The sequence below is a fragment of the Shewanella sp. SM71 genome (assembly GCF_025653905.1).
Classification (GTDB): Bacteria; Pseudomonadota; Gammaproteobacteria; order Enterobacterales; family Shewanellaceae; genus Shewanella; species Shewanella oncorhynchi.
On sequence record NZ_JAKKRW010000011.1, the window covers coordinates 1 to 25,240 of the forward strand.

Consider the following 25,240-nt stretch of genomic DNA (forward strand, 5'->3'; position numbering starts at 1 on the left):
ATCCGCCACCGATGGCGAACCGTTGCCCGTTACCGCTGGGGTTGTACTGCTGCCATTGCCAGCCGCGGGACCACGAGGATGAGCTGTCGCATCACTCGGCGCTGCATCTGGGGTTGTCCCCAAATTATGTCTAGATCCTTGGGTGTAATTGCTGCCCGTTTGCGCACCCTGACTCAGATTCACAGGTGTTGAACTACTCACCTCCCATTTACGGCCAGTGTATCCTTTTGCAGCATTCGCCTCAGGCACTTCTGTTGCAGGGGTGTCGTCCGTAGGCACGCCATCCGTCTGTGACGTTACTGGCGTGTTTGTGGTGTTCGCCGCGACAGGCGGACGAGCTGGTGTCCCCGCATTCGTCGGTGTGTCCGCGACGGCTGTCGGCACATCGGTTTGAGTACCATCATCTGTTACATCCGCCACCGATGGCGAACCGTTGCCCATCACTGGTGGGGTTGTTCCGCTGCCATTAACAGCCGCGGGACCACGAGGATGAGCTGTCGCAGCACTCGGCGCTGCATCTGGGGTTGTCCCCAAATTATGTCTAGGTCCTTGGGTGTAATTGCTGCCCGTTTGCGCACCCTGACTCAGATTCACTGGTGTTGAACTACTCACCTCCCATTTACGGCCAGTGTATCCTTGCGCAGCATTCGCCTCAGGCACTTCTGTCGCAGGGATGTCTTCCGTAGGCACGCCATCCGTCTGTGACGTTGAAGGTGTGTTTGTGGTCTTCGCCGCGACAGGCGGACGAGCTGGTGTATCCGCATTCGTCGGTGTGTCCGCGACGGCTGTCGGAACATCAGTTTGCGTGCCATCATCTGTCATCGATGGCGAACCATTACCCGTTGCAGGAACAGGACCACGAGGATGAGCTATCGCTGAACTCGGCGCTGCATCTGGGGTTGTCCCCAGATTACGTCTAGGTCCTTGGGTGTAATTGCTGCCCGTTTGGGCTCCCTGACTCAGATTCACTGGTGTTGAACTACTTACCTCCCATTTGCGGCCAGTGTATCCTTGTGCAGCATTCGCCTCAGGCATTTCTGTCGCAGGGATGTCGTCCGTAGGCACGCCATCCGTCTGTGACATTGAAGGCGTGTTTGTGGTCTTCGCCGCGACAGGCGGACGAGCTGGTGTACCTGCATTCGTCGGTGTTTCTGCGACGGCTGTCGGCACATCGGTTTGAGTGCCATCATCTGTTACATCCGCCACCGATGGCGAACCGTTGCCCATCACAGGTGGGGTTGTACCGCTGCCATTGCCAGCCGCGGAACCACGAGGATGCCCAGTAGCTGCATCTGGGGTTGTCCCAAAATTATGTCTAGGTCCTTGGGTGTAATTGCTGCCCGTTTGCGCACCCTGACTCAGATTCACAGGTGTTGAACTACTCACCTCCCATTTACGGCCGGTGTATCCTTGCGCAGCATTCGCCTCAGGCACCACTGTCGCAGGGATGTCTTCCGCAGGCACGCCATCCGTCTGTGACATTGAAGGCGTGTTTGTGGTCTTCGCCGCGACAGGCGGACGAGCAGGTGTACTCGCATTCGTCGGTGTTTCTGCGGCGACTGTCGGAACATCAGTTTGAGTGCCATCATCAGTTATCGATGGCGAACCGTTGCCCATCACAGGTGGGGTTGTACCGCTGCCATTGCCAGCCGCGGAACCACGAGGATGACCAGTCGCGGTACTCGGCGCTGCATCTGGGGTTGTCCCCAGATTACGTCTAGGTCCTTGGGTGTAATTGCTGCCCGTTTGTGCACCCTGACTCAGATTCACTGGTGTTGAACTACTTACCTCCCATTTGCGGCCAGTGTATCCTTGTGCAGCATTCGCCTCAGGCATTTCTGTCGCAGGGATGTCGTCCGTAGGCACGCCATCCGTCTGTGACATTGAAGGCGTGTTTGTGGTCTTCGCCGCGACAGGCGGACGAGCTGGTGTCCCCGCATTCGTCGGTGTTTCTGCGGCGACTGTCGGCACATCGGCTTGCGTGCCATCATCTGTTAGTTCCGCCACCGATGGCGAACCGTTGCCCATCACAGGTGGGGTTGTACCGCTGCCATTGCCAGCCGCGGAACCACGAGGATGACCAGTCGCGGTACTCGGCGCTGCATCTGGGGTTGTCCCCAGATTACGTCTAGGTCCTTGGGTGTAATTGCTGCCCGTTTGCGCACCCTGACTCAGATTCACAGGTGTTGAACTACTCACCTCCCATTTACGGCCGGTGTATCCTTGCGCAGCATTCGCCTCAGGCACCACTGTTGCAGGGGTATCGTCCGTAGGCACGCCATCCGTCTGTGACATTGAAGGCGTGTTTGTGGTCTTCGCCGCGACAGGCGGACGAGCTGGTGTACCCGCATTCGTCGGTGTTTCTGCGACGGCTGTCGGAACATCGGTTTGAGTGCCATCATCTGTCACCGATGGCGAACCGTTGCCCGTCACTGTCGCAGGTGTATCGTCCGTCTGCGTCGCAACTGGCGTTGTGGTTTTCGTTGTTGTACCTGCTAAAGGCCTAGGTACATCGGATCCCGTCGCACGATCGTGTTCATCAATAACTAATGATTCACTATTAGGAATAACAGCATACGCTGTAGCACCATCTTTCCCTTTTATTTCGACCATTTGAGCACATGCATCATCCCCGCTTAGAAGTAAATTGAATAAGGTTACCAGCTGCGGATCTGCTTGCTCTTGGCACTCAGATATTAACGTCTTTAATCGCGCTTGACGCTCCTTAACTGGCGTCTCGACAACAGTGACTTCAGCAGCATCAGCAAAGGGTAACGTGACCCGCCCGATCGATGTTGCATCAGTTGTTTGCGTGCCGATATTATTAACATGCGACTCGTTAGGGGTCTTAACTTGATCTTCTGAAACCAGATTAATGTCTGGATCCTTGGAAGAGTTAATAAAGACATACCAACTGTTATGAAAGTTATTAACGTTGTTAAAACAGTTATTAAAAACATCTCCGCGTTCGGTGTCTTTGTCCGTCACATCTTCTGTATGCTTAGGTTCCGGTAGCTCGGCCAGGGGAGGTAAATGAAAAGGGCGCTTAGTTGGTAAATCTTTGGGGGCATCAACTTTAGGCGGCTCAAGCGGGGCTTTTTTCTTCTCTTTATCGCCAGCGACAAATTGGGAGCCACCATACATAGCTATCGCAGATGCATTACCATACATCACTACAAATACCGTCGGTAATAAACTAAATCCTAAGGTGAAGGGAGCTAACACAGTACCGATTGTTACGGCACCGGCGATAGCAGCCAAATGAAACTTAGCCTTTTTCTCTGTGCTCACTCTATTTGATTTTTTAGTGCTTTCTTTAATCTTTTTAGGCTTAGCTTTAGAATGAGGCTCTTCCGTCTCCAAAATACTAGGGGCAGTAGAGACACTCTCTGGAATTTGAGGTTCCGCAGATCTAAGTGTTGGAGCTCTAACGTCCAATAAAGAGGTAGATCGTGCTATATTCCTAGGTAGAGCCTCACAGTCTAAACGTGATAACTCTGGCATAGAAGTACTACGAGTCAACGCTGGATTAAGTGCCATATTAAAATCTCATCTTTTCAAATAAATTAATGCTTAACCGTCTCACATTATCTTCGGAATAATCTTGCTCAGCTATTGTGAGAGTAAGAAATCCATCAACACGAATAAATACACCTTTTGAGGCCATTTCAAATTGTAAAATAAGATCAATAACGGCCTCCAAGTTAACGAGATGTATTAACTGGAAAAAAGGAAAAACTGGCAGCAATAGATTGTCTGGGTAATCTCTAAAAATAACACTCTCATTTTTTTCGAGGCGCTGTAAAAATTGTTGAATGTAGTCACACGTTCTAGTTTTCATTTACTTTGGACAAACCAATACAAGGTCATTATTAGTTAACGACAATATTTCTTCAACACTAAGACTAGTTTTAAACATAGTACAAGATGCCATCAGAACTAACGTTTTCGGTAATGAAGATAAACTAGTTTTCAAATAGTTAGCATCAATAATGAGTGTATCCACTTTTAACAATGCAGATATGTTGAAATCTCCTATAATAAGTTTGCAACTCATTAACAGAGGCAACTCATCTATATCCATCTCAGGATATGATTTAAACGCTAATCCATACTGGCTTAAGACTTGAGTGATTACATAGGATAAGTAATCCTGTTCGAGATGGTTCACATCCAAACCGAGCAACCTGCCTGCTTCGCATAAAGAAACATATAGTTCAGCCTCAATACCAACATGCTTTAAGCTGAGTAATATGAAATCCTGCTGCTGAAATCGATGACATACAGCCCCCACATCAACTCTAATCTCTTGATTATTAAAAGTTGTCCCAGCAATCTGATTAACTGCTCGGTACATTGCTGGTTTCATCTCATATTTTGGCATGAGAGTGACGCGCTCTTGTTTCATATATTTCACCGATTCCTAGATAACAGTGCTAATACATCCATACTCATTTTAAAATCTATATCATCGATCCAATCACGTATTCCAGCAGGTGTTTTGCAAACAAAGTCATAAAGCTGTTGATAAGCATCTTTCGAAGTCACCTCTTCAAAATCAACACTTTGTACTAATGTTAAAATAAAGGTAATTTTATGAAATTGACTATCTAGTATCCCTTCTACCACAATCGCTTTAACTGTTGTTTCAGAATAATCGCGCAACATAGCAAACCATTCGATTACCGCTTGTTTATCGGCATATATCTCCACATCAGATAATCTATTCCAACTAAGCCGTTCTGACTTAGCCTTTAATAACTGATAAGGATCAAGTGTTTTACCCTGTAAATGACAATGCGAGATACGAATATGGCGATTATTTTTAGGCATTTATACTTTACTCTTGAATATAGTAACGGCGGCATAAAGCCAATAATGACAGTAAACCATCTAAATTATGTTCATAAGCGACAAGTTGCTGCACCGTGCTGCTATTCGCATCCATATTCCCTGCGGAGGACTTAACATCTGCAATATATTTTTTAAGCTGTTTTCTTAACGTTAATGGATACAAGTGCTCACAGTGCTCTGCCGCATGTAATATCCAAAGTTGAGCATCATTTAATGATTTAACATCAAGTAAATTATCAGAGAAACCTTGCCAATCGCGTAACGCCTTGAGCTGATAGCTATTAAGCTGTCGAGCAAATTGCCTTTGCTGATCCAATGTTAAATTTTTACGTTTAACCCGGAACAGACGAGGATATTTTTTAGTTCGCTTGTCGACTTGCTTTATATCTTTTACTCGGCGAGGCTGGCGGTGGTCACCAGCCTTCTGAGTTCGGTTAATATCCGAAATTTTTTCGGTGCGTTGTGTCACGGCAAAAGAAACGGGTCGAAGCATAGTTAATCAGAGCGAGCTTAGGCTCGCTCTGCTCCGTATTATCGGTTAGTCACTAAACTCGCTTTCGCTACAGCTTCAAGGATCTCATTTAACTTCACCGCTTCAGCAGTCAGATCTTGAATATATTGATCAAGCTGAGCATCAAACTTCTCTTTCAAGTCTTTGCTCGCTTGAGTCTCTTCTTGTACTTTCACCTGTTCAGCATTTTGAATTTCGTTTGCATTGCCAACCATACCATCAGCCATTCCACCCATTTGAGTGACAGAGTTGTACTTGGCAGTACGCTGCTGCTGAAGATTAGCACTGTATTGATTAAGCTCTTTTGCTGTTAGATCTGAGACTTTAGGAGACTTATCAACATTAGTGACTTTACCAGACTCAAGATCCGTCGTTTTTAATAACTTGACTCCTCCTGTATCCGCAGCCCCTCGGTCGCCCATTTTGGATAAGTGTTTATCCTTCAGCGTTTTAGTTTGGCCAATTCGAACAGTTGCTGCAGTTGTCATTCCCATGTTAACCACAGATGACGCTAAGGTAATACCGAAGCGTAATTTGGCATCTTGAGATTTATCTTGCGCGAGCATAGTCGCCAACTCTGACGTAGCAACAGCTTCACCAATGCGATTCTTCATCACTTGAGCGCGAACCTGTTGAGACGACTCAATAATTTGTGCTAAAAGTGCCAGTAAATCAGCCATTGAAACCGAGCCTTTGTTGGCCTCTTTCAATGAGTTTTCATAACTGCCCCATGCTTTTTGATCTATCGGCTTGAGATTATTAACAGAAGAAGTCTCTTCAGATTTTGTCGATGGTAGTGACAGTGCACTCATTTGTACTAAATTCATAAATTAACTTCCTCTTACATATTGATTGAAATAATCTTGTCGTTGTATTCGCGCTGATCACTATTAACTTTAAAAAGTGATTCAAAAGCATGGCTTACCGCACGCAACGCCTGATTAAGCATGGTCAAGATTTGCTGGATACGTGTTTCCAACTCCTCTTGGTTTGCTTTAGCAATCTCAAGATCTTTTGTAATGTCGGCAGACTTAATCGCGTAACCGCTACTCACGACTGAAGTTGCATTTGAAGTAACCGAACTTGCTTGAGCAATCTTTGAGGTCAGCTTTTCACCACCACTTGCAAATGACTTAATCTTATCGAGTAAAGGCTCAATCAACTTCATAACTTTGTTGACCATACCCTGAATTTTTGTCGATATAGTGCTGAATGACTTCAACGTTTTAACTGCGTCGACAGCCTTATCAACCATAGTTGCGACTTTCGCAGCCCCACTCGCAACAGCCTTACCCGCAGTCGCCATCATGTTCCCAGGATTGAAACTGACCACCATACTGATAATGCCAATAGCAATCTCTAATCCCATTGATACATAGCCCCTGATCTCTTCAGAGACACCTGCGGCTTCCATAATCTTATCGACAATTTTAGGCAACACGATCGAAGCAATCATGAAACCAATCATCACTGCAGCCATAACAGGATTGAATGGCGCCATTATAATTGCCGCAAGAAAACCTAATCCCATAGCAATCTTGCCCCAAATGCCTTGGCTCTTTTGGGCTTGCTTCTGTTCTTCAATCTGCGCCATACGCTCTTTAAGCGCATCGATCTGAGCATTTTTTTGAATATCTATCAGTGTTTTTTTCGCTTCAGAGTTTTCTTTACCGGTACCAGAAAACGCTTCAGCGGCCAGTTTCATACTCTCTTGCACCATGCGCCAGAGCTGACTATCGGACACTCCAATCGTATTGCCTGGTAAGGGTTGATTCGGCTTAGCCGATTCTGTCGCAGCAGTGTTTTGGCGCTGAACACTCTGGCTCTGTTCATCGACTGTACCAATAATGCTTGGCGCAGCGACGGTAATCATGAATGTACTCATAGTTATTTCCTTTCATGTGACGATACTGGGAATAGATGCGCACTCACTATCAGAGTTACTGAAGTGAGCTTGCACATCTAAATTCTCGCGATGCGAGCGGCATGTTCCCAGTGCTACCATGCCCTTCTATTTTGTACTTAATACAAACACGACTCTTTAGATGTTCCTTGCGAATGCCATTTGTTCATCACGGCAGACCTGAATCCAATACTTAAGGGTCTGCTGCAGCATCTTGACTTGATCGCCGATACGGTTAATTTCTTTAATATCTTCATCAGTAAGCTGTCTAGGCGAGAAGTTTTTATAAAGATCTGTTAAATACTGAGCCTGAATCGTTCCGTCATAATCGAAGGCCTGAGTCACTCCAGGTGGTAAAGGCTTATTTGTGTCCGACGAATTCTGCCAACCAGGACACTTAGCACTGAACAAGTACGCCATCGCATCCATATTGGCTAATTTAGTGAGTAATCCATCAACCTCTGCTTTACTGCCAGTGAGAATGGTCTCGACCTCGGCTGCCGATACTGTTTGATCACCGTTTAACGCGCTCAGCAACACAATTCTTGCCATAGGGCTAATATCGTTAAGGCCGCTGGTGATCCAGCCGCCGGCATTGGGATCGTTATACACAGACGAGGTAAAGCGACTCGATAACTCTGTGGGCGTCGTCGATGAGATATTACCGCCACTCATAGCTGACATAGCTTGGTAAGCAATGCTATCCGTTGGAATTTTCCCCCCCTGAATCGCACTATTCAGAGTACTCCAAACATTATTGACCTTCGCCCCCAATTGCTCAGGGGTAAAATCCCAATTGGTATGACTGCCACTACCAGTTTTTTCCAGTAGAGTCCCCAATTCTTTCAAGAAGTTAGCGTCTTCTAAACCGTACTCTTTACTATTACTCAACACATCGAGCAGCACCAGCTGGAACATGTTCTCGTACTCAATTCCGTTAATCCCGCCCTCTTTCATAGCAGTAAACATCTGCATAATGGCGGCCTCGAATGCAGGTTTTCCACCACTGGTCCACTTATTAACGATGTCTAATTGACTTCCATAGCCCTCAATACTCGTCGCAAGAGCCGAAGCAATAACGGCCTCGGAATGTTGGCCCGCCATAACCATCACCACTTGTTTCTGCTGCGCCGCAACCATTAATAGCGTTGTTACATCCCCCGTTTCGACATCGAGTGAGGCGAGCGCACGGTCAGCAATCGCCAACTTGATTCATTCGCGACAGGCACCATAGCTTTAAGTGGTGCATTTTCGGTTGTAGACGGCACTGTCCACTGGGGCTGAAGACCAGAAACACCATTAATACTCATAGCAAACTCCCTGTTGATTGTTAGATATTTCTAGCAAATGCCATGAGTTCATCCCGGCAGATCTGAATCCAGTACTTAAGGGTCTGCTGGATCATTTTCACTTGATCGCCGATACGGTTAATTTCTTTAATATCTTCATCGGTTAACTCGCGTGGTGGAAAGTCGGTATACATATCTTTAAAATAACCGGAATCCAATCCAACCCCCTCCCAATCAATCACCTTATGCCCATTTTGAGTGACTTCACGCCAACCGCTATCTTCCCCGTGACCATCATTTTTAAAGAGAAAATCCATAGCAGATGTATAACTTCCGCCCGGTGTATTATTTTTAATAAAGTCATTCAACTCACCCACTGACCCAGTGAGAAATAAATTTATCGTATCTTGCGTTACGTCAGGATACTTATTTAAATAGGCAGCCATTAGTGCCATACGTAACATAGGCGAGACACCTGCATCACTTGGATATCCAGCATCACCAATAAACGAATATTTATTTTCAAAATTATTTTTAAAGTGGTCGACTAATGCAGATGGTGCGCCTTGTTTATCTTTTAAAAATGTCAGTACTTCATTACACAGGCTGTCTTTCGGAGCATTTTTCAACATAAAGTCAAAGATAGCTGTACTTTTATCTGCGAATTTCTGTCCATTCCAGCCCTCATGATATCCATGTGAACCAGAACCCGTGCTCTCTAAAAAATGCATCATGTCTTCCATCATCTGTGGCGTGAGATCTGGAAAGTCAGCTGAGTGTGAAATGTAATCCATAATGGCTAGCTGAAATAAATCTTCAATTTCATTACCTGTGATACCATCTTTCAGAAAACCTTCGAACATTTCTCTCATTGCACTTTCGAACATTGGCAGACCGCCAGTTGTCCAACCTTGTATATGTGCTAATTGTTTACCATAAGCTTCAATGCTTCCCGCCAAAGCAGAGGCGATCGCGCTTTCAGAGCTCAGGCCAACCATTGAGCGTACAACTTCTTTCTGATGGGCAGCAAAAGTAGCAAGCGTCTGAAATGGAGATGGCTCACTCTTAGTAAATGGCAGAGCTTTATTTGTTTTTTCTTCTTGCTGGGAGGCAGACTTAACTAACTTTTCTATATCATTTAGATTTTTTTTATCGGCATCAGTCAAAGATGAACTTTTTTGTTCAAAATTTAGCGCATCTGATAACACTCGTGCATTATTCACTATCATTTATAGAGTCTCTACAATTTAAGAATCCTGTATCCTCTTGATGGTACAGGTTGGGAATGCACTCACACAGAACAGCTAAATGTGTGAGTCATGAAATTGGCTTATATCTCAAGAAAAAACTTAGATTCAAATGGTTGTTTCATATTGACTCTGCAATACTATCTATAATTAAGGTAAATACGGGCTCAGCTGCGACTTAAGATAATGATATCGTTGCAGATAGAAATCATTTAAATTATCTTCTTTTACAATAAGCCAGGTAACACTAGCCTCGGTATATTCATTTAACTTATAATGACACAAAGAAATGTTGAGAATAGTTTCATCTAGATCATTTGTCGGGAAAGTCTTTAATATGTTTAGCACTTCCAAAGCTTTTTTAAATTGCCCTTTTTCCAAAAAAATGGCAGCTAGACATCCTGGGCCTCGATGATCATACGGATTTAAACCAACATAGGCAGAAAAAACAATCTCAGCTTCCTTAAATTGGAATTCAGTATAAAACTTAACCCCTAATTCATAAATTGATTTTAGTTGAGTTATTGTGATTTTCTGCGACTTACGCATAGCTGCAATATCTTTTTCAATGACTGTGCCACTCAATAGCTCAAAAAAGTCATCACAGGTTTCACCTGGGCGTATTGTATTTTTTTTCATATAAATTCAATCCAATTTTAACGGTTATTTTACCCGCCGCTGAGTTCGATATCTGTATCCTTGGCGACTTGTAAGATAAAGGCATCAAGTCTAGTAGAAGATTTTACTGCTAATATGGATTCTGGCAGTGATATACCTAGTCTTAAAGCCCAAATGATGGCATGACGTGGATTGTGAATAGCCAATAATGCTACTCCAAGTTTTTGGGTGCACATATTTTTTGACACATTAGAATCGAGTTTAATTCCTAGTGTACTTGACCAGAGATATTGACTTTGATTGAGATATTGCTTGCTCAGCAGCCAAGAGCGATCACTCGCGTCACCTTTGCGAGCTTGGTATATGACTACGCTACCCAATACTTTCACTAAAGCAGTAATTTTTGAACGTCTAGGTGTAAACCATACCTGTACCTCACTCTCGGTTAGTGTTGTAAGCACACTATATTGATCCGGGGAAAGTCGCCGATTGACCAGTAAATAATGTAAGTATGTTTGATGAAGTTTTTTATACTTTTTCATTACCCGTATTCTGAAAAAAATAACTGACAGTTAATGTATCCAACTCTGAAACTAAGCCTTTCAAAAAACGCTCAATATTCAACTTATTTTCACGTTCGATTTCATCAAAGCTAAAAATAATAACCGAGACTCGCTTATTTTTTTCCCCAGTGACGATAACACTGCTCCGTAGCACATTGGGAATAACACTAATTTTGTTATATATTTCGCGGCTCTCAAGCAAGTTTCCCTTCACTATCTCTAACTTACTCAAGCTAGCAAATTTTGACTCAAGCAGATCATTGAGATCTTCTCGTTCAAAATAGAAATTGAATTTTGTTAACACTTCTCTCGCCTGAGCTAAGTGATCTTTATCAACATAGACAAGATGACGATCCTTACTAATAGATAAAGAAGCGGAAACCTGATATCGGGCCAGCAGAACAACCACTTTGTTCGCTGCATCAGCGGAATCAAAATTGGCAACTTCTACTCGGCCCTGATCATTACATCCAAAGAGTACAAGAAAAACTATCCAGTACAGTTTTTTCATCACTGGGCCTTCATGACATCATTTATTGCAGTGGCAGACTTCGAAGCAATTTTAGTTACTGTTTCCTGATACATGCTGTAATGAAATACCGATTGCTGTAAGGCCAACGTATCCTGCAAGGTAATCGTTTTTCCATCATTTATCTTCTGTAAATTATTCATAATCTCTTGAAAACCTTCACCAATATTATTAAAGGTATCTTCAAATACAGAAGGTTGTATCGCTTGTACATTAAGATCTACCATTTCTAAACAACTCTTTAAATCAATACGCTTCACAATGTTTGATATTTAACCGCTGCCATCGTTAGCAAGCAAATGAACAAACTGGAATCAAAGTGAAAAAACACGAGTTTAAAAATAACTTTTTAATACAATGAGTTAATTAATAGACCCCGAGTTATTAGTTAAACTCCTAACCCGTCATATCCAAATATATGCGCTTTAGGAAAGTATTTATCGGCTTCAGTTTTACGCTTTACCCAAAACGTCAACACCTTTCCTTCTCGAAGTAAGTCATTTGTAGTCGAACAGCTTCGCTATGGCCTACAACATAAATATTCTTAATACTTTATCGGGTAGACAATTGATTGCTAAAAGGGCTATAGATGACACCATTAGTCACATGACGAACACGCGTTGCGTTGGATTTAGAATCAATAGCCACTTTTTCAGTGCATTATGGAGCCAGCTTAGTCGGATATACTGGAGACAGTTGATGAACAGATAATAATGAAAGAACATTAAAATTAACTAAATCATTCCTCTTGAATCATCAACTGCAGAAATTTCATTCCTGAATAATGATGTAAATTACTGGCTAGACTTTGATATATGCAACCATGTTATTGAACAGTTTCAGCTTACCGGCCAACACTCGTTCTACATTAGCGATATCTGCGGAAAATTCTGTCACTACTGTTAATTTCTCTTTCTTTATATTGAAGAAAACGTCTTCATCAGACATGAGACTCTCTATTATTTTAGGAGCTTTATTTTTAAGCATGCGTTGATCACGCAAGGGGATTTCAATAAAAGTTTGCAATGTTCTATCATTTATATAAACAAATATCTCCTCTCCGCCATTCAATTCGATTGCGATAGGATCATCACCCTCGATGCGAGATAATAAGCTTGGTGACACATTAAAATCATCTACGAGTGTTTTATAAACAATTTCTCTGAGTTTTTTCATAATACCTTCCGTTTAAAAGTTAATATTTAACTATTCAATGTTAGAGTTGCCCAAAAAGCAGATGGAATTGATCATAAATCCCACCGCCAACTTGTGTAAGTAAAACGATAAATACAACTAATTTAGCCGCCATAGGTAAGCCTGGATCTTGCACACTAAACACAGTTTGCAACAGACCGACAATAACTCCCGTGACGACAAAACTAAGCGAAAAAATAATAATCGCACTCTTGAGAATGTCTAAGCATGCCGCTGTGACATCAATGACGGTCATAATAATCCTCAAGAAAGTTAGTCACTTTGTTATCCTCAAACTGGAATACGTAGTACTTATTGCGAAAAAATACTCGATAGGTGTTCAATTGCGCATATTGGGTAAAATACTCGGGTGCGATTTGGTAATGCAGCATCAACGAAGACAATACAGGTTGGACAGTCATGCCTGCACTCACAGCTCCAATCGCCACAAGTTTAGAACCTAGACTTGGTAATTCCATCTGAGTGACTAAAACTGAAGATTTTTCCTCAATAAAAACCTTATTTATGTGCTGACCTCCCTCCTTTACTTCTAAATTTGAATGAACTGGTACAAAAGCTTTAATAACCGGGTCTTCTTTCTTCTCTCCGGCGGATAAGCCTTTATTAGCATTCGATTCTCGCTGTACTCGAGCCAAAACAGGTACATTAGAGTGAGCAACTGTTAATTCTGATTGCTTTTGAAGATTCACTCCAGACTCCCCCTCCATAGCAGCCAGCTGACTTATTGGTGGTGATTTAATTGGTGACGACAGAGTCGCTGCCGCCATAGACTGGGGTGGTGTCGTCAGTGAGCGCGTAGCCTGTTCTGAATTCACAACTGGTTGCACTACTATCAAGGAGTTACCAACCAGCGTCGTTGACACTTGAGCATTCGCTCCAGACTCTCGTCCGATAACAGCGGATGGCTGACTTATTAGTGGCGACTTAATTGGTGACGACTGAGTCGGTTGAAGCACTGCCGCCATAGACTGGGGTGGTGTCGTCAGTGAGCGCGTAGCCTGTTCTGAATTCACAACTGGTTGCCCTACTATCAAGGATTTGCCAACCAGCGTCGTTGACACTTGAGCATTCGCGCCAGACTCTCGTCCGATAACAGCGGGCGGCTGACTTATTAGTGGCGACTTAATTGGTGACGACTGAGTCGGTTGAGGCACTGCCGCAATAGATTGAGGTAATCGCGTCAGTGAGCGCGTAGCCTGTTCTGAATTCACAACTGGGCGCTCTACTATCAAGGATTTGCCGACAGGCGCCTCTAACACTTGAGCATTCACTACTGACTCAAACCCCATTGCCGTAGTAGGTTGCTTTATTAGTGACGACTTGAGTAATGGCTGAGAAAGTTCAGACTTTGCCCTCAGAGGGAGCGTAATCTTATCCGCACCTACTGTTGACTGAGCTGTGTTCAAAGACTTGCTGACTGGCACCGTTGAAGATGACACCTGGGTATTCATCGCAACCTCATCAGTGTTGCTCACTTTTAACTGAGATTGAACATGATTCGCTACTGGTATTGCACGTCTAGGCCGCTGCAAATTAGCCACATTTGCCAATGGTTCACTGGTCTCTAGTTTAAGCCGACTGCCACTAACTGCATCAGACGAATGGATTCTGATAGCTTTACTCGCCGAAAATATATGCTGCCGAAGTGGTACATAAGCCGTGACAGGTACAACATGCCCCCAAATAAAACCCTCTTCATGCTCAGCCTCATGGCTTTCAATGGCCTCCTTTTCACCATCAAATGTTGATGCATCATGAGAAGAAGCCTGCCGTTTTGATAGATTCAAAAGCTGTTCAAATTCGCTCTCTACTGGGCTCAAACAGGCTATTTGGGCAACTGGGGCAAGTCTATCCATCTTTGTCATTTTGTCACTCATCTCTTAACTGTTCTTGGATCTCAGCTAAAGCGTCCTTTCGTTTTTCTTGCCTTCGCTTTTCAGCGATAACAAGGGCAATCTCGGCAGCTAATTCATTAGCATTTTGTTGGGTCACAGACGCATCGAAGAATAAAGACTCGATATGAGACTTAACGCTTTCTCTTCGCTGAAACAAACGAGAAAGCCCATTTAATTCGTCTTTAACGACTAGACTTTTTAACTTTTGTTGCTCATTGGCGATTAATGCCCATGAGGCCTCTATCGAATCCAATAGCTCTTGATGCTTCAAATTTAGTTTGGCTAATTTACGTTGTTGCTTGCCAATTCTGATGTCAACTACATCAATAAGTTGACCAAATTCGATCCATTGCTTGGAGGGTTTCTTCATATTCGACCCCGTCGTAACCTTGCTTCAAAAACTCCATGATATATGGGAAGCGCTCTATCGCTTCGTCGGTCGCCAAATCGTTACCTTTCTCGTACTCGCCGACTCGGATTAACAATTCAACATTAAAATAGCGATACACCATATCTTTGAACTTTTCAGAAAGACTTACATATTGAGGATCCTGAACTTTATTTTGTAGACGGCTCTTGCTCTTTAGTACATCAATAGCAGGATAACGGCCAGTAGAAGCAATTGTCGTTGAGTAGACCAAATGTCCATCAATCAGTGACTTAACTTCATGTGCAATAGGATCTTCATCAATTTCTTTTTCAATCAATACCGTAAAAATTCCAGTCACTGAGCCATGAATAGAGTTACCACAATTCTCTACCAGTCGTGACAGTGCCAAAGAGACTCCGATCGGAATTCCGCCCTCGATGGGAGTACCATCTAACATGGCTTGTGCACGTGCAAAACGTGTCAATGAATCGAAATAGAGCACCACTTTCTTGCCCTGAGCCATGTAATGCCTAGCAATAGATACAGCGACTAAACCCGATCTCACTTTCTCCAACGGATTTGCTTCGGATGTAGACACTATAGTGATCGATTTTTGAATCACAGCAGGACCAATCTCTCCCTCCAAAAACTCAACCACCTCCCTTGCACGCTCACCAATCATGGCGAAAATCACCACATCGGCATCCATGTTATTTGCCATGATCGAAACCGTAGTAGTTTTGCCAGCACCTGCGGGGGCAAATAGGCCCAAACGCTGCCCTACTCCAATGGTGAATAAGCCATCAATAATTTTAATTTTTGTTGGAAAAACAGTGTCGATTGGTGCGCGAATATTAAGCGGTATAGGCTTATCGATAATGGGTAGATCATAGTAATCACCCTCACCGCCCAAATATTGTTCACCATACAATGACTCGCCATAGCAATTAATGACCTTACCAATAAGAGCCGTTTCATTCAGCGGGAAACAGAAGCGCCGCGGGGTAATTTCAACTTTACTTCCCCGTTGAATAGCACCAGGCTGAAGCAACTTAATTTCTACTCTTTTACCAGTAATTTTCATTATCTCACCACGAATACGCTCATTAGCGACTGTGATAATGAAGCACTCCTGCCCCACAAAAGTATTTATACTGACATGACAAATCACTGTATCTTGATAAGATTCTTTAACCTTAAAAAAATGTTTGATCATGACTAGATAACCTTAAATGACACTGATACGTAACGTTTATATTTACGTTTAGTTTCCTTCTTACTCTTAAATAATTCACCTAACCAAGGAATACTTGAAAGGATAGGGACACCATTCTCGACACTATCAGTCACTGTATTGTCAAATCCTCCAAGAATAACGGTCTGCCCTGGTTCAATATAGACTTCTGATGTCAAAGATTGAGAGTTAACTCTAGGCGCCTGAGTAGCTCCGCCTTCTGTCTTATCATCACTCAGTGACTCTTCTATATAGCTAAATTTCGCCTGCACTTTTCCCGATGGCAATAAACGGCCAGTGACATACAAACTATTTTCGGCCTCAATTTTTTGAGTTGATACTTGCTTATCAGATATAAGTACAACTGTAGCCGTTTCTTTTTTACCAAAATGCCCTTGCTGGTTCTCTAAGACTAAGAGATTAGTTTCATATACTCCTCTAGCCATATTATTAGTATACAAAGCTTGAAAATTTTTGAAAAAATCTACTGTATCCGTAAAGGGTGGAACGATAATATCGTACAGACCTCGACTGCCATTCAACCATGAACTATTAACACCTAGTGCTTCAGTTCGTTCTACCGAAACATCATAAACCCGAAGGAAAAATAGCAACTGCTGCCGTTTAACATCAATAAGAGTGGCAATACGCTTAGCTAACTGGATCTCCTCAGGGGTACCACGAACTAGCAATGCATTACTTCCAGGTAATACCTGGACTTTAGAGGTAAACTCATCCTCTTCAAGCTGTTGTTTATCATTTTGGTTAAGTTTTAGTTTATAAGCGCGCTTAACCATTTCTCCATCGCTAATATTCTCAAACTGACCAATTTTCTCAATTGCCGATGAGATTAAAGACTGCGCACCAGGAAAAATAACATTACCGTCATATGAATCAATTTGGCGATCCATAACAGATATATAATCAAACTCGATCCGTGCCAATTCCAAATTATTACCATTCTCTAAAAACTGATTTTTATCAATCATATTAGAGTAGACAACAACGTCATTAACAAACTTACGTGTTCCTGAAATAAAGATAGAGTTGCCACTGCCCACGAGTTCAATTTTCGTCGTATTATTGGCTCTGAACGTACTCTTTAATTCTTTAAGCAGGCTAGCTGGCGTAATATTTCTGGGTTTAAATGCATGATTTATATAAGCCTGACCAGAGTGAACCGTTAGTGTCCCGCCATATACATACCAATCAAAATCATAAACATCAGAAAGCTGGTCCAACAAATCGAGACCGTCACCAGAGAGTGTTTGAGTAATAGGCTGTTTAGCCTTTTTTTCTTCAATATCATCAACTAACTTTAGCTGCATATCCTTAGCTATTGCCGCCAAGGCGCCTTTCAAATCGATATCAGACTGCTTGATAAATACCTTTGCCTGACAAGTAAATGCCGTAAACAAAAGGAAAATAAGTAAGATTCTAGACTTCATCAAGTATCTCCTTCATACGTTCCTGACTAACTTTCATTTGTCTGATACTTTGATTAATAATGGCTTGCTCTACTATTTTCATCGTAAACTCTTCTTCAGTAACATAATCATTTTGCTTACTAGCGTGTACTTTTACTTGGCTATCGGAAAATTGTTCACTTAAATGTACTTCACCAGCAGCTTTGAGTTCTGACTCAAACTGAAGGGCATCCTTTTCTGAAGTGGTTTTAATTTGCTGACTATTCAATGTGACATTCAATAAATTAATGTTACTCATACCCTGCCTTTTTCATTATTTGTTTAAAAACATAAAACTGATCTTGTAACAGCCATAGGTTAAGAATAATAATCATGGTGATAGCTTTAATATCTGCTGTTGTACTAATAGATAAAGAAGCTTTTTTGAAAAAAAGGTCAACATAGCCACAACAAATAGTAATACACAACAACAGAACCATGTATTTACCAGTCACCATAGCCATCATAGTTAAGCTATCAGTGATGTAAAAATACAAAGTATCAAAACCAACATTAGCACCTTGTTCAATATTCTCTGAGATCACCGCCAGCAAAGGTCTAAAAACCACACCAGAGTCCAAGGCATACATCAAAAACATCAAAGAGCTAATCTTAGATAGCGCTTCAGACTCATCAGTAAAACGTTTATCTTGTACAGACTGTTCGTTAAGCAATAATAACTGTTGTATAACACTGCCAACCATACCACTGAGCCAATAAGGTACAGATGAAAACATAGCAAAAATAATAACGCTTAATACCCAAAAAGGAGTTGGAATATTTCCTAAATCACTAGAATCTATAACAATTGCAAGTCCAACAGCAATAGCAAGTGCCGTCGAATTATCAAGATAAAGACGTGTTGGATTATAAATTTTTAAAAATAAAAATAATCCTGCAAATAACAGCCAGTTAGGAAATAAAAGCATGTCCATATCACTGGAGCGCTCTAAATAAAATAGTCCAACTATCAGAAAAATAAAATACTGCGAGTTTTACAGGTGTCGATATTACCGTCGGTGATAACATAGTCATACCTACACCACTGAGAATCACGGCAATTAAAAAATCAATACTCACAAATATCATGTATAGCTTTAGGCCAAACTCGAAACCTTGATACAAATCTAAAATCAGATTACCAAGAAAATATTTTAGTGTATCACTCCCTGAGTCAAAATTAAGTGGAATGTCAATAATGCCAGTTAGTTCATTAGTTTTACGCTGCGCCCTCGCCAACAGTTCAGGGAAAAACTCAAATACATTGCTGACCAGATAATACATAGTCACTTGTTCTGGATTTTTATCCTCAAATAGGGAGGATGATTGCAAGACGTCAGGGTCTATTCCTCCATTAATCTGCTCAATAAAATATGGCTTAACCCTCTCTAATCCGGGTTTTATATCAGGCCAAATACTATTAAGCGCCATTAATGCCGCAAGTAAATTCACTACTATTGTAGGTGGAATTTGTTGTGTACCCACCGCATTTTTAATGATGTTAAGTACAATATTATATTTAACATATCCAGAGAAACAGATAAAAAAGACGGTAGACAACAAGATCAGAGTCAGGAGCAAAATTAAATTTGCTCCTGAAAATGCATTATCTGGATTCAATAATTGCAACATCTATAGCACTCTCTATTGCCCATAATGCATTATAAAATTAAAGTTAAATGTTTCTTGCCGCTGCAGAAATAGAGTCTTTAATTGATTTTAATGTAGTTGTTGAGGTTTGAGCGGTAATGCTTTGATCTGCCATTAACTGTTGTAGCGATAAAGAATCAGATGCACTCAAAATAAGTGTACCATCTTTATCTGGTGTAAATTTTCCATCTTTATCAACACTTCCAGTATGATCGGTAATGAATGTACTGACCTTATCGTCGGCATTATTAACTAAACCGCCAAAAACACCACTTATATACCCAGTTGATAATTGTTGAGCCATTTAATACATCCCTAGTTATTCATACGTTTATTTCTAATGCTTAACATGCCTACTTATACTTAACATGCCTACTTAATTTTAATTTTACATACATGCACAAACTTCTAGATAGCTCTAGAATGCGCAAAATATAAGCCATCTGCGCCAGGCCAAGCCAGTGAAAACTTCTGATAAAACACGGAAAAAGCTCATTAAAAGCACAATCAGCTAATGTATTAATTTATCCTTGGCGCTTTGCGCGTCTGTTGAACACGGCCAAAAACCACTGATTAATATGGTTTTTTAAAAAATAAAATTACCGTAAATCACAATGACCTGTATCTTCTGAACCTTTAAGCTGTAAGCCGCGCCGAACATTCTGCATAGATATTATCTCTTCCCATACATTTAAGTTAAATCAAGCTGCATGACTTATAGTCATTTATATGTTGAATCGACAATTTAAACTCATAAGACTTGCATGGTAACCTTTGCCTTAATATTTCATAAACAATCTTACAATTATATCTAACTAAATATACTAATATTCACTATAAATATTGCAATTAAAATTTTAGGTGTCTATGTCTCTTGTTCCAATTTCAATACGATCTAATCTTGGATTAAGTGTTTCATCGATCGAATTGAGTAATCTTGAAAATATAGATGTGAAAAGCATTAATAAAGTCGACATTTCTCGGTTAGACAAAACATTATTAGTAACAAAAAATCCTGTTAAACGGGAAAAAGTTATAATATTGAAGGATAAAATTAGTGATGCAAAATATGGTCGAATTTTTGATGTAAAGCGAGAAGAAACAAAAAATGAAGTATCAACACTTAGTACTAAAGGATTAACGAAAAGTGTATTAAAAGCATTCAATAAAGATAAACGGCTTGCAAGCATCATTCATAAGACTAATGATAAAACGATTGGCCAATCTGCTATCATTAGAGATTTCCAGCTCGTAGGGGTTAAGCTGACCACTCTCCCTAGCAATTATCGAGAATTATTTGAATTCATAAGAGCAAGCTTCTCAGATAATAGTGTGGTTGATGGCATTTTCAAAAAATATGAAAATCGTGGTCAACTTGATGAAGCTTTAAAACCTAACGCGACTAAAAAAATTCTCTCGATACTTTTTTCATTACCACAAAATCAACAACTGCTTGCCAATCATTTCGGTGGATGTCTTGATGTCACTTGGGATCAATCGAGCATACTGAAGAATATTCAAGTAGGTAAAGATGGGCTATGTTCAACGCTCGCCATAAAATGGTGTGCTGACAAACATCAGGGTGTTCACTTTTTTAATGATATGGACACAAAAGAGGGTTTAGAAGAAGTTGTTAACCTAAAAATAAACAAAGAAGTAGCATCATATTTGCAATCTAGTGGGTTAGCTGTCTCGGAAAATGAAACAAACCTTAATATAAAAAAGGCAGGTTTCCATTTATTGGGTCTTTCTCCCAAAAATAAAGGTTATGGACATGAAGTCGCAGCATTTATCGACGACCAAGCGAAACAGTACAAATATTTCGATCCTAATCTTGGAGAGTTTTCTTTTTCAACGTCAGAAAAAATGAAGTCATTTATTCTGACTTCATCGACCAGAATATATACAGACTTAAAGCTGGATCAAGACTTAATATTAACTGCAGTTGAAGAAAATAATTAGCATAGCTCCGAACATTTCTCTGATTTCCCAGTAAAATCCACTTTTCAAAGAAGGAGGTCGTCATTGCGACCTCCACTATCTGCAACTCTTAATGGAGAAATATTAAGCTAGCCTTTTCACTTCAATTGGTTGCTCGCAGCTTTATAGTGAGGATATTGAGTAACCATTCACTTCCCGACCATTTTTGTCCAGCCGTTTAACACTAACCAATACCAAATGACTATTCAAATTAATGAGTTTTATTTATTATAATCAACATAACGTTGACCATAATAATAAGGACCATGTTATTGCTTAAACTCACGAACCTCCCTAGAGCGTTCGCTATTGCTCCTCGTTAATCCTATCTGTTTTGCATCAATAAGCAAATAGTCATATCTTCCATGTGAATTTTTGACTTTCATAAAATTATCAGGCTTTACATCAAAAGGTCTAAAACCTGCTTGTTCCATCATAACCAGCACTGAATATGGAATTTTTTCATGATTATCTAGATGCTTTGCACCTGGTATTTTTTGAAAAGTAAACACTCTTACTCGTGGAGAGCCACATACTCTATCATCCCTCATAGTAATAAGGTCATTGTTCGCAAAAAATGCATACTTACCATCATAGAAATTATGATTACGATATACATCATTTACTCTTAAGTCGGCATTAGTTAACGCTCCCCACGTACTATCTTGTTTAAAGATCTTATACCCTCTCCCTGTTTTTTTATCGATAAATACTTCTCGATTTGTCCCCTCAAATTTTTCATATTTTCCCGCCTTAGCCTCCTCTTTTAATTGAGATATTATTTCTGGATGACGGATGTTTATTGAGTCAACATGACTTGACAGTGCTAGATGCAATGGCAAAACTTCATGCTGCAGTTGTGGCTTCAACCTTGGTCTTGGTAGTAGTAGTAGTAGTAGTAGTAGTAGTAGTAGTAGTAGTAGTAGTAGTAGTAGTAGTAGTAGTAGTAGTAGTAGTTTTTGTGGTGTAGCTAGCTTGGCTAAAAATGTGGCTATTACTTCCCTTTTTTTTATATTCAGGCTCCTTATCAAAGTTTGCTTTAAGCGTAAAATATCCACATTACGAACACTTTTTACATCCAACTTTTTTAATTCACTCGATGATATATTTAACCCAAGCTTTTATCGAAGGGAAGGAATTATAATAAATAACATATACACCTCTAAATTTGTTGATGAAAAGCACACCATCTTCCACGAAGAATGCAATCAATGACTATGCAAAACATACATTAATATTATTCTCATACTACAAATGGCTTTAGTTTATAAATATAAAAACATTAACCAAATCTTAAATAACATCTGCAATAAAAAACCACTTTTAAAAGTGGTTTTTTAATAACACTGAGACATTGTGATATCAATTAATGCCAGAGACTAACTCATTACCTACGATAAGTCGTTGCCATCAAGTCTATGATTTTTTTATCTGCATCAGAAATGGCACTCTTTAAACTACTATACATTTCATCATGCTTCATAATTTTATCATTTTTATCCAATACACCTTTATTTATTAGCATATTGGCTATATATGCCCCCTGTATCACTTCAGGTAAACTATGATGCACAGGCTGCTTTACGCTATCACCAACTAAGTGGTCTAAGCATACATCAAGCACTTGTTCGAAATTAAATGTAGCATTAGTGGCACGACAGAGTTTAGCTGTCTGAATGGTATAATGCAGAGCATTTCCAGATACACCTGCAGTGAAACCCTCCATATCAGGACGGCTGAAATTATCCATATTGAGGTTTACAGCTAAATCAAGTATATCTTGGCCTAACGTATCGATATTATTTTGATACATTTTTTCGTTAGGCTTAAAATCAAAATGTAACCCCCCAGAAGCTAAAATCCCCTCATTAAATAAGCCACTTTTACTTTTACTGGAATCGACAGGGTCCCGCATAATACCTTGCAAGGCACCACCAAAAAGCTGACCTAAAGTAACTGGCTCACCTTTTTCACTCATAAATGCGTTTAATGCATAGGTTTCATGGAGCTTAGCGCTTGGTCTATCTAAAAGGCTGCTAGGAAAGCCAAAATTCTCAACTAATATCTTATTATTTCTTGCTTCAGTTTCATTTTTAACAACCGCAGCATCACCAGGAAACTCTAACACTAAATTTTCTGGTTTCAAGAGTTTGTTTGTATAAAGGTTATTACCTTGAGTGTCCTTCAATGCATCTTTAGTTAATTTTTCAAATAAGTGTTTCTCTTCACTTTCATTCAATTTTTCATTTTTTGATAATTTGTCTCTGATTGTGTTCAAACGTTCAGATAAATCACTTTGGTTAGAATTCATAAACCCATCAAAACATACTGATAACCGTGAAAAGATCTCTGCTTTATGCACAAGTGTAAATTGATCAGATGTCACTTTGACAGGCTTACTTTGATCGCATTGAAGAAAGTTTTTCACATATACCTTCTTCCCACTTAGATCTACATCATCTGTTGCCGTATTAAGAATATTAGTTAAACTAGATGCCATTGCATCGAGAGCCCGTTCAGAAGCAGTACTTTTACCATTTATTAATTTATTTTTAATTAAAGAAGAAAAAATTTCACTGCCGCTTTTTAGTTCTACTTTTACTTTTTGGTAAGGTTTTGGACTCAATAATTTACTTAAAGAAACAATGGGATCTTTATTCTCAATGTGGGAAATTTTTTTGACATCTAAATCAATATTTTTTTTATCCATGATTTCAGATGTTTCAGTCTGTCCGCATGCAGCTAGTTTGTTTAATGAAAGCATAATATCTCCTAGAGGTTAAGCTTTAATTATCCATCATCCTGCACATCAATATCACCAGATTACTTATGAAAAAATCCGTAAAAAATAACTATCACCGAACGACATGTATAACAACCAACAGTCGCGCTTATACCAAGATGTAAAAGTGACTTTAAAGGAGCAAAAAAAGCCTTATCCTTGGCTCAAATCTCTGTAGAGAAGCCCATAAATTATAGAATACTAGTAGAATATTTAAGACAATCTTGCGTATGATTTCATTTCGTTTCAAGGTTGAATTTGAACGTGAAAAATTACACTAAAAATCTTTTAGATTGAATCAACTCTTATTTTAAAAATAAAAGTCAACCAATATGAATCTTGGCACGCATAAGTTTAAATTTACGTGAAATATAATTTTAAAAAAACTTATTGAAAACGACTATTGCTCCTACTGTTAACATGGATGCAAGAAGAGCAGAGAAAAAACATACCAATAAAAAATATATATTTCTCATTGGTATGTCAGTACGAATTGATAAATTTCGTTCGATTGAATATGGAGAAACATTGATATTACTTAAGGATTCTTTACGACTCTGCTTAATATTCTTTATCTCAAAAATCGGATATTCCTCTTCAATTAAAACGCCTGAAACACTTTCATCCAGAATCAGTATATAACCTTCTTTAGAAATGGTTTTTATTTCGCACGCTAAGTTATCAAATTGCGCAAGAGATTTTCTTAAATTGGAAATGGCTTTTGTCAATGATGTTTCACTCACGAAAACCTTACCCCAAACTTTTTCTTGTATATACTCCTTACCTACAACTTCATTTACATGATCACATAGTAGTTTTAATATTACAGCCTCACGTCCACCTATGCTAACTACATTATCCTCAGTGCTAACCTGTCTTTTAAGCACATCAAAAACCATCTGATTTCCTAACGCATAGTTTCTTGCCATTGCTATTCCTCCTAAGAATTACTCGTTCATCACAAAATTAACCCAGAGTTACATTGTGGTCTTTTTTTCAGAATAAAGTAATAAAAAATCGCCAAAAAAAGATGAATTAACCAGAAAAAAATCGAAAAAAACACACTCAAAAAACAAGGTGCGGACATTTTGCAGCTTTGAAAACAATGCAAAAACAAACGAAACCAAATGTATC

At 40.2% G+C, this 25,240-nt stretch carries 26 protein-coding genes; 1 reads left to right on the plus strand and 25 read right to left on the minus strand.

Translation table 11 applies throughout. The features are described from left to right. The 22 genes from L5L97_RS12060 to L5L97_RS12165 all read right to left on the minus strand — a co-directional run. Window positions 1-3,291: hypothetical protein (locus L5L97_RS12060; protein ID WP_263187168.1), on the minus strand; the 3,291-nt coding region annotated here is incomplete at its 3' end. 550 nt (window positions 3,292-3,841) lie between these two features. Continuing rightward, window positions 3,842-4,408 carry a hypothetical protein gene (locus tag L5L97_RS12065; RefSeq protein ID WP_173497862.1) on the minus strand — a complete coding sequence of 189 codons (567 nt, stop codon included), beginning with the start codon at window positions 4,406-4,408 and terminating at the stop codon, window positions 3,842-3,844. A 5-nt stretch (window positions 4,409-4,413) separates the two neighbouring features. Further along, complete coding sequence (locus L5L97_RS12070) at window positions 4,414-4,833, minus strand: hypothetical protein (protein ID WP_006079545.1); 420 nt, start codon at window positions 4,831-4,833, stop codon at window positions 4,414-4,416. A gap of 7 nt (window positions 4,834-4,840) precedes the next feature. Further along, window positions 4,841-5,347, minus strand: a complete 507-nt coding sequence (locus L5L97_RS12075) for a hypothetical protein (protein WP_168826357.1) — start codon at window positions 5,345-5,347, stop codon at window positions 4,841-4,843. A 38-nt stretch (window positions 5,348-5,385) separates the two neighbouring features. After that, the gene (locus tag L5L97_RS12080; protein WP_173248270.1) at window positions 5,386-6,192 is read right to left on the minus strand and encodes a type III secretion system protein; all 807 of its coding nucleotides are present in this window, start codon (window positions 6,190-6,192) and stop codon (window positions 5,386-5,388) included. 14 nt (window positions 6,193-6,206) lie between these two features. Then, the gene (locus tag L5L97_RS12085; RefSeq protein WP_219252237.1) at window positions 6,207-7,250 is read right to left on the minus strand and encodes a VspD; all 1,044 of its coding nucleotides are present in this window, start codon (window positions 7,248-7,250) and stop codon (window positions 6,207-6,209) included. A 156-nt stretch (window positions 7,251-7,406) separates the two neighbouring features. Continuing rightward, on the minus strand, window positions 7,407-8,474 hold the full coding sequence (locus L5L97_RS12090) for a hypothetical protein (protein WP_263182153.1): 1,068 nt from the start codon (window positions 8,472-8,474) through the stop codon (window positions 7,407-7,409). A gap of 124 nt (window positions 8,475-8,598) precedes the next feature. Further along, the gene (locus tag L5L97_RS12095) at window positions 8,599-9,786 is read right to left on the minus strand and encodes a hypothetical protein (RefSeq protein ID WP_173248276.1); all 1,188 of its coding nucleotides are present in this window, start codon (window positions 9,784-9,786) and stop codon (window positions 8,599-8,601) included. A 168-nt stretch (window positions 9,787-9,954) separates the two neighbouring features. Beyond that, window positions 9,955-10,443, minus strand: a complete 489-nt coding sequence (locus L5L97_RS12100; RefSeq protein WP_198572421.1) for a regulator — start codon at window positions 10,441-10,443, stop codon at window positions 9,955-9,957. Between the two features lie 29 nt (window positions 10,444-10,472). Further along, window positions 10,473-10,964, minus strand: a complete 492-nt coding sequence (locus tag L5L97_RS12105) for a regulator (protein WP_173248280.1) — start codon at window positions 10,962-10,964, stop codon at window positions 10,473-10,475. Beyond that, entirely contained in the window at window positions 10,951-11,496 is a 546-nt protein-coding gene (locus L5L97_RS12110) for a type III secretion protein (protein WP_173248282.1), read from the minus strand. Before L5L97_RS12110 ends, L5L97_RS12105 begins: the two co-directional genes overlap by 14 nt. Next, entirely contained in the window at window positions 11,496-11,774 is a 279-nt protein-coding gene (gene sctI, locus L5L97_RS12115; protein WP_263162474.1) for a type III secretion system inner rod subunit SctI, read from the minus strand. Before sctI ends, L5L97_RS12110 begins: the two co-directional genes overlap by 1 nt. 541 nt (window positions 11,775-12,315) lie before the next feature. Continuing rightward, window positions 12,316-12,690 carry a hypothetical protein gene (locus tag L5L97_RS12120; protein ID WP_173248284.1) on the minus strand — a complete coding sequence of 125 codons (375 nt, stop codon included), beginning with the start codon at window positions 12,688-12,690 and terminating at the stop codon, window positions 12,316-12,318. A gap of 40 nt (window positions 12,691-12,730) precedes the next feature. Further along, the gene (locus L5L97_RS12125; protein ID WP_173248286.1) at window positions 12,731-12,964 is read right to left on the minus strand and encodes a flagellar biosynthetic protein FliQ; all 234 of its coding nucleotides are present in this window, start codon (window positions 12,962-12,964) and stop codon (window positions 12,731-12,733) included. Further along, window positions 12,951-14,594: a hypothetical protein gene (locus tag L5L97_RS12130; RefSeq protein ID WP_198572422.1), complete on the minus strand. Its 1,644-nt coding sequence runs from the start codon at window positions 14,592-14,594 to the stop codon at window positions 12,951-12,953. The genes L5L97_RS12125 and L5L97_RS12130 overlap by 14 nt, the downstream gene beginning before the upstream one ends. A gap of 4 nt (window positions 14,595-14,598) precedes the next feature. Further along, a complete protein-coding gene (locus tag L5L97_RS12135) occupies window positions 14,599-14,994 on the minus strand; it encodes a hypothetical protein (protein ID WP_173497860.1) in 396 nt (131 codons plus the stop codon). Continuing rightward, complete coding sequence (gene vscN2 / locus L5L97_RS12140; RefSeq protein WP_168826340.1) at window positions 14,948-16,210, minus strand: type III secretion system ATPase VscN2; 1,263 nt, start codon at window positions 16,208-16,210, stop codon at window positions 14,948-14,950. Before vscN2 ends, L5L97_RS12135 begins: the two co-directional genes overlap by 47 nt. 2 nt (window positions 16,211-16,212) lie before the next feature. Next, the gene (locus L5L97_RS12145) at window positions 16,213-17,676 is read right to left on the minus strand and encodes a secretin N-terminal domain-containing protein (protein WP_263182155.1); all 1,464 of its coding nucleotides are present in this window, start codon (window positions 17,674-17,676) and stop codon (window positions 16,213-16,215) included. Further along, on the minus strand, window positions 17,666-17,953 hold the full coding sequence (locus L5L97_RS12150) for a hypothetical protein (protein WP_173248293.1): 288 nt from the start codon (window positions 17,951-17,953) through the stop codon (window positions 17,666-17,668). Before L5L97_RS12150 ends, L5L97_RS12145 begins: the two co-directional genes overlap by 11 nt. Continuing rightward, complete coding sequence (locus L5L97_RS12155; protein WP_242068364.1) at window positions 17,946-18,623, minus strand: type III secretion system apparatus protein VscT2; 678 nt, start codon at window positions 18,621-18,623, stop codon at window positions 17,946-17,948. The genes L5L97_RS12150 and L5L97_RS12155 overlap by 8 nt, the downstream gene beginning before the upstream one ends. Window positions 18,624-18,630: 7 nt before the next feature. Continuing rightward, a complete protein-coding gene (locus L5L97_RS12160; RefSeq protein ID WP_263182158.1) occupies window positions 18,631-19,326 on the minus strand; it encodes an EscR/YscR/HrcR family type III secretion system export apparatus protein in 696 nt (231 codons plus the stop codon). A gap of 43 nt (window positions 19,327-19,369) precedes the next feature. Then, window positions 19,370-19,648 (minus strand): hypothetical protein, encoded by a 279-nt coding sequence (locus L5L97_RS12165; RefSeq protein ID WP_014620520.1) that lies wholly within the window; start codon window positions 19,646-19,648, stop codon window positions 19,370-19,372. A gap of 563 nt (window positions 19,649-20,211) precedes the next feature. Here L5L97_RS12165 and L5L97_RS12170 point away from each other — a divergent pair. Further along, window positions 20,212-21,306: a C58 family peptidase gene (locus L5L97_RS12170; protein WP_263182160.1), complete on the plus strand. Its 1,095-nt coding sequence runs from the start codon at window positions 20,212-20,214 to the stop codon at window positions 21,304-21,306. Window positions 21,307-21,593: 287 nt separating this feature from the next. On the opposite strand, the gene L5L97_RS12175 is transcribed toward L5L97_RS12170, so the two are convergent. The 3 genes from L5L97_RS12175 to L5L97_RS12185 all read right to left on the minus strand — a co-directional run bounded on the left by L5L97_RS12175 (window position 21,594) and on the right by L5L97_RS12185 (window position 25,035). Beyond that, on the minus strand, window positions 21,594-22,193 hold the full coding sequence (locus L5L97_RS12175; RefSeq protein ID WP_263182161.1) for a hypothetical protein: 600 nt from the start codon (window positions 22,191-22,193) through the stop codon (window positions 21,594-21,596). A gap of 518 nt (window positions 22,194-22,711) precedes the next feature. Next, window positions 22,712-24,088, minus strand: a complete 1,377-nt coding sequence (locus L5L97_RS12180; protein WP_263182163.1) for a hypothetical protein — start codon at window positions 24,086-24,088, stop codon at window positions 22,712-22,714. A 395-nt stretch (window positions 24,089-24,483) separates the two neighbouring features. Then, window positions 24,484-25,035: a transcriptional regulator gene (locus L5L97_RS12185; RefSeq protein WP_173497857.1), complete on the minus strand. Its 552-nt coding sequence runs from the start codon at window positions 25,033-25,035 to the stop codon at window positions 24,484-24,486. Window positions 25,036-25,240 lie beyond the last annotated feature (205 nt).

Excerpts from the sequence above, each read along its gene's own strand:
- L5L97_RS12080 (WP_173248270.1), bottom strand. The coding sequence starts at position 6,192 with ATGAATTTAGTACAAATGAGTGCACTGTCACTACCATCGACAAAATCT.
- L5L97_RS12170 (WP_263182160.1), top strand. The coding sequence starts at position 20,212 with ATGTCTCTTGTTCCAATTTCAATACGATCTAATCTTGGATTAAGTGTT.
- vscN2 (WP_168826340.1), bottom strand. The coding sequence starts at position 16,210 with ATGATCAAACATTTTTTTAAGGTTAAAGAATCTTATCAAGATACAGTG.
- L5L97_RS12100 (WP_198572421.1), bottom strand. The coding sequence starts at position 10,443 with ATGAAAAAAAATACAATACGCCCAGGTGAAACCTGTGATGACTTTTTT.
- L5L97_RS12185 (WP_173497857.1), bottom strand. The coding sequence starts at position 25,035 with ATGGCAAGAAACTATGCGTTAGGAAATCAGATGGTTTTTGATGTGCTT.
- L5L97_RS12155 (WP_242068364.1), bottom strand. The coding sequence starts at position 18,623 with ATGCTTTTATTTCCTAACTGGCTGTTATTTGCAGGATTATTTTTATTT.
- L5L97_RS12150 (WP_173248293.1), bottom strand. The coding sequence starts at position 17,953 with ATGAGTAACATTAATTTATTGAATGTCACATTGAATAGTCAGCAAATT.
- L5L97_RS12065 (WP_173497862.1), bottom strand. The coding sequence starts at position 4,408 with ATGAAACAAGAGCGCGTCACTCTCATGCCAAAATATGAGATGAAACCA.
- L5L97_RS12180 (WP_263182163.1), bottom strand. The coding sequence starts at position 24,088 with ATGCTTTCATTAAACAAACTAGCTGCATGCGGACAGACTGAAACATCT.
- L5L97_RS12075 (WP_168826357.1), bottom strand. The coding sequence starts at position 5,347 with ATGCTTCGACCCGTTTCTTTTGCCGTGACACAACGCACCGAAAAAATT.
- L5L97_RS12105 (WP_173248280.1), bottom strand. The coding sequence starts at position 10,964 with ATGAAAAAGTATAAAAAACTTCATCAAACATACTTACATTATTTACTG.
- L5L97_RS12070 (WP_006079545.1), bottom strand. The coding sequence starts at position 4,833 with ATGCCTAAAAATAATCGCCATATTCGTATCTCGCATTGTCATTTACAG.
- L5L97_RS12165 (WP_014620520.1), bottom strand. The coding sequence starts at position 19,648 with ATGGCTCAACAATTATCAACTGGGTATATAAGTGGTGTTTTTGGCGGT.
- L5L97_RS12145 (WP_263182155.1), bottom strand. The coding sequence starts at position 17,676 with ATGAAGTCTAGAATCTTACTTATTTTCCTTTTGTTTACGGCATTTACT.
- L5L97_RS12120 (WP_173248284.1), bottom strand. The coding sequence starts at position 12,690 with ATGAAAAAACTCAGAGAAATTGTTTATAAAACACTCGTAGATGATTTT.
- L5L97_RS12085 (WP_219252237.1), bottom strand. The coding sequence starts at position 7,250 with ATGAGTACATTCATGATTACCGTCGCTGCGCCAAGCATTATTGGTACA.
- L5L97_RS12125 (WP_173248286.1), bottom strand. The coding sequence starts at position 12,964 with ATGACCGTCATTGATGTCACAGCGGCATGCTTAGACATTCTCAAGAGT.
- L5L97_RS12135 (WP_173497860.1), bottom strand. The coding sequence starts at position 14,994 with ATGAAGAAACCCTCCAAGCAATGGATCGAATTTGGTCAACTTATTGAT.
- L5L97_RS12160 (WP_263182158.1), bottom strand. The coding sequence starts at position 19,326 with ATGTTGCAATTATTGAATCCAGATAATGCATTTTCAGGAGCAAATTTA.
- L5L97_RS12110 (WP_173248282.1), bottom strand. The coding sequence starts at position 11,496 with ATGAAAAAACTGTACTGGATAGTTTTTCTTGTACTCTTTGGATGTAAT.
- L5L97_RS12130 (WP_198572422.1), bottom strand. The coding sequence starts at position 14,594 with ATGACAAAGATGGATAGACTTGCCCCAGTTGCCCAAATAGCCTGTTTG.
- L5L97_RS12095 (WP_173248276.1), bottom strand. The coding sequence starts at position 9,786 with ATGATAGTGAATAATGCACGAGTGTTATCAGATGCGCTAAATTTTGAA.